Here is a 3,703-nt window from a genome sequence, read left to right on the forward strand (position 1 = left end):
GGGCTCTGGGGCGTGGCCAGCCCGGGCCGGGGCTGAGCCGCCAGACCCGCCCAGGCGCGGGTCCGGCACTTGGGCGATGTCGGCATCGTGATTAGCGTCCAGCTTCCAGGAGGTGGACGTGACGAAGCCGCGCCAGCCGCTCCCGAAGCTTCCACGCCCGACACACGAGCGGCGGTCCGACATCGCGCTGCTCATCATCGACGTCATCAACGACCTGGACTTCCCGGGCGGGGAGAACGTCCTGCCCTGGGCAGAGCGCATGGTGGAGCGCCTGGGGCCCTTCGCCCAGCGCATGCGCAAGGCGGACGTCCCGGTCATCTACGTCAACGACAACTTCGACCTGTGGCGCAGCAGCTTCGCGGACGTCTACAAGCACTGCACCCGACGGGGCAGCCGGGGCCGCCAGGTCGCCCGGGCCCTCAAGCCGCTGCCGGAGGACTACTTCATCCTCAAGCCCAAGCACTCGGCCTTCTTCGCCACGTCCCTGGTGCCCCTGCTGGAGCACCTGGGCACGAAGAAGCTGCTGCTCGCGGGCATCGCCACCAACCTGTGCGTCTTCTTCAGCGCCCACGACGCGCACATGCACGAGTACCAAATCACCGTGCTCAGCGACTGCTGCTGCGCGGAGAGCGACACCGACCATGACCTCGCGCTCGATCAGCTCCAGCGCTTCCTGCGCGTGCGCGTGTGCCGGGGCGACGAGGTGAAGCTCGCCCGCCGCCCGCGCCGCGTGAGCAGGCGGTCCCCGCCCGAGTGGAAGTGACGAAAGGCTCAAACGTCCTTGTCGTCGCTGTCGTCTTCGTCGTCGAGGATGTGGCACTTCTGATCCTCGTCGAGCGCCTTGCTGATGAACTTCTTCACCAGGTCCTCGCCGTTGAACTCCAGCGAGAAGTTGACGCGCTCGCCCCCGACGTCCTCCGGCTTGTCCAGCTTGAGCTTGCCGCCCAGGGCCGTCGCGTTCCCGTCGACGCGCGCACCCGTGGGCACCCGCACCTCGCCGCCCATGGACACCGCGTCGCCCTTCACCCGCGCCCCGGCCTCCAGGATGACGCGGCCCCGGATGGCCACCACGTCGTTGTCCACGACCGCGCCCTTCTTCACGATGACGTCGCCGTCCACCGCGACCGCGTCCTTCACCTTCTCCCCGGGCTCGATGACGAGGTCCGTGCCCTGGACCGACCGGGACCCGTCCTTCACGTTGACGCAGATGCGCTTCGCGGGCTTGGGCGTCTTCGCCGGCTCCGCCGCCAGCGCGGGCAGGGCCAGCGAGCAGGCGAGGAGCAGGGTGGGCAGGAGTGGGCGGCGCATGGTGGAAGCCTCCAGGACACGGAAGGGGGACGGCATGCCCTTCCTACGGCCGGCCCCCCTTCCTGATTGCATCCGGTGGCTTCCCCCCCGGCCTCCACCGTCAGCCGAGGACGCCCTTCGCCGCGTCGATGGCTTCGTGCGTCCCCGCGAGCGCCAGGATGTCACCCGCGCGCAGCACCTCCTGCGCGGTGGGCACCAGCACGCCCTCGGTGCCCCGGCGGATGGCCAGCACCGTGGCGCCCGTCATGCCGCGCAGGTTGAGCTCCGCGAGCGTGCGGCCCACCGCGGCGCTGGTCGCGTCGAGCGCCACCGACTCCGGCTCCCCGATGCCCGGCAACAACTGTCGCACCCCGTGCAGCACGTCCGGGGCCGCCTCGTCGTCGCCCTTCGCGTGCGACTGGGCCGCCAGCGCCTCCACGATGACCTGCGCTCCGGCGCGCATGTGGCCCTGCAGGTGCGTGGCGCTCTGCCAGAAGGCGAAGCCCAGCACCGCCAGCGAGATGAGCAGCAGCAGCGCGCCCGGGAAGCCCGGCAGGAACGGCTGGGTGATGGCCACCACCGGCACGCCCACCATGAAGACGCTCGCCAGTTGCAGCGCCACCACCAGCATCCGGCGCGGTGCCGCCGCCAGGTCCACCTTGCCTCCCGGTGCGGCCGGCAGCGCGCCCTCCGCCAGCACCACGCCCAGCCGGCGCGCCACGCGGATGATGCCCACGCAGAAGGGCAGGGCCATCACCACCGCGAGGCCGATGACGATCATCGGCGTGAACGTCACGTCCCCCGCGATGCGCTCGTCGATGTACGCCGCCACCCGGGGCAGCAGCACCGACGTGCCGATGACGATGACGGTGAGGAGCGCCGCGTCCAGCAGCAGCATCAGCGCCATGCGCCGCACGCGCGCGCCCACCGTCTTCTGACGCGGCGACGTGCGCAGGTTCTCCACCCAGCTTCCGTACAGCGACGCGAACGTCTGCAGCGGCGCCGGCAGCTTGCGGTCCACCCAGTTGGCGAACGGCCCGGACGCCCGGATGAGCCAGGGCGTCGTCAGCGTGGTGATGGCCGACACGGCCACCGCCACCGGGTACAGGAACGTGCCCGTGGCCTTCAGCGACAGGCCCAGCCCCGCGATGATGAAGGAGAACTCACCAATCTGGGAGAGGCTCAGGCCTGCCTGCACCGACGTGCGCGTGCCGTTGCCGGTGAAGAACGCGCCCAGCGTGACGCTGATGATCTTCCCGAAGACGACCACCAGCGTCAGCACCGCGATGGCCACCCAGTGCTCGCGGATGAGCGCCGGGTCGATGAGCATGCCCACCGACACGAAGAACACCGCGCCGAACAGGTCGCGCACCGGCTGCACCAGGTGTTCAATCTCCTTGCCCTCGCCGGACTCCGCTACCAGCGAGCCCGCGAGGAAAGCGCCCAGCGCCACGGAGTAGCCGAACGCCTGCGCCAAGAGCGCGATGGCGAAGCAGATGCCCACGCTCGTCACGAGCGTCGTCTCCGGCCGCTGGAGCTTCGTGATGGAGCGCATCACCCGGGGCACCACCAGCAGGCCGATGGCGACGAGCCCCACCAGGAACGCGGCCAGCTTGCCCACCGTCAGCGCCAGGTCGCCCGCGGACAGGCCGGAGCCGGTGGACACGGCGGTGAGCATCGCCATCAGCAGGATGCCGATGAGGTCCTCCACGATGAGGATGCCCACCACGATGTTGCGCAGCGCGCCCCGGATGTTCTGCTCGTCGAACGCCTTCGCGATGATGGTGGTGCTGGAGATGGCGATGCAGCAGCCGGTGAACAGGCTCTCCAACATCGTCCAGCCGAACGCGCGGCCCACGATGAAGCCCAGCCACACCATCACGCTGCACTGGATGACGGCCGTGAGCCCCGCGGTGGGCCCCACCTGGAAGAGCCGGCGGATGCTGAACTCCAGCCCCAGCGAGAACATCAGCAGGATGACGCCCAGCTCCGACAGCGTCTGCACGATGTTCGGATCCGCCACCAGCGGGATGGGCACGTGCGGCCCGATGATGACGCCCGCGAGGATGTAGCCCAGCACCACCGGTTGGCGCAGGCGCTGGAAGAGGACCGTGGTGACCGCCGCGACACAGAGGACGGTGGCGAGAGCTTGGAGGAAGGCGTGGGCGTCGTGCATGGGAGGCGCCTCGGGGACGGCGGACCGTCGTGAATGGGGGGACGTCCGGACTCTCGGTCCCCGACCCCGCCTGGACCGCGCGGGGCCGGAGCTCGATGGGAGTCTCGATGGAAGTTAGGGAGGGCTCACCCGCATCGCTCGAAGGCGATGGCCGCACCGATGATGAGCAGGCACAGCAGGGCGCTCCACAGCAGGCGCGCGCCTTGCCACTGGTCGTGCGTCACGCCCTCTGGTGGGGGC

3 protein-coding genes are annotated in these 3,703 nt (G+C 70.1%); 1 reads left to right on the forward strand and 2 read right to left on the reverse strand.

Annotated features, from left to right (window positions below):
• Positions 1-118: 118 nt before the first annotated feature.
• A complete protein-coding gene (locus D7V93_RS40060; protein ID WP_120648290.1) occupies positions 119-763 on the forward strand; it encodes a cysteine hydrolase family protein in 645 nt (214 codons plus the stop codon).
• An 8-nt stretch (positions 764-771) separates the two neighbouring features.
• Here the strand turns inward: D7V93_RS40060 and D7V93_RS40065 are convergent, their stop codons facing one another.
• Both D7V93_RS40065 and D7V93_RS40070 read right to left on the reverse strand, forming a co-directional pair.
• Complete coding sequence (locus D7V93_RS40065) at positions 772-1,308, reverse strand: hypothetical protein (protein WP_120648292.1); 537 nt, start codon at positions 1,306-1,308, stop codon at positions 772-774.
• Between the two features lie 100 nt (positions 1,309-1,408).
• Complete coding sequence (locus tag D7V93_RS40070; protein WP_120648291.1) at positions 1,409-3,463, reverse strand: monovalent cation:proton antiporter family protein; 2,055 nt, start codon at positions 3,461-3,463, stop codon at positions 1,409-1,411.
• Positions 3,464-3,703 lie beyond the last annotated feature (240 nt).

The sequence above is a fragment of the Corallococcus llansteffanensis genome (assembly GCF_003612055.1).
Taxonomy (GTDB): domain Bacteria; phylum Myxococcota; class Myxococcia; order Myxococcales; family Myxococcaceae; genus Corallococcus; species Corallococcus llansteffanensis.

Excerpts from the sequence above, each read along its gene's own strand:
- D7V93_RS40065 (WP_120648292.1), bottom strand. The coding sequence starts at position 1,308 with ATGCGCCGCCCACTCCTGCCCACCCTGCTCCTCGCCTGCTCGCTGGCC.
- D7V93_RS40070 (WP_120648291.1), bottom strand. The coding sequence starts at position 3,463 with ATGCACGACGCCCACGCCTTCCTCCAAGCTCTCGCCACCGTCCTCTGT.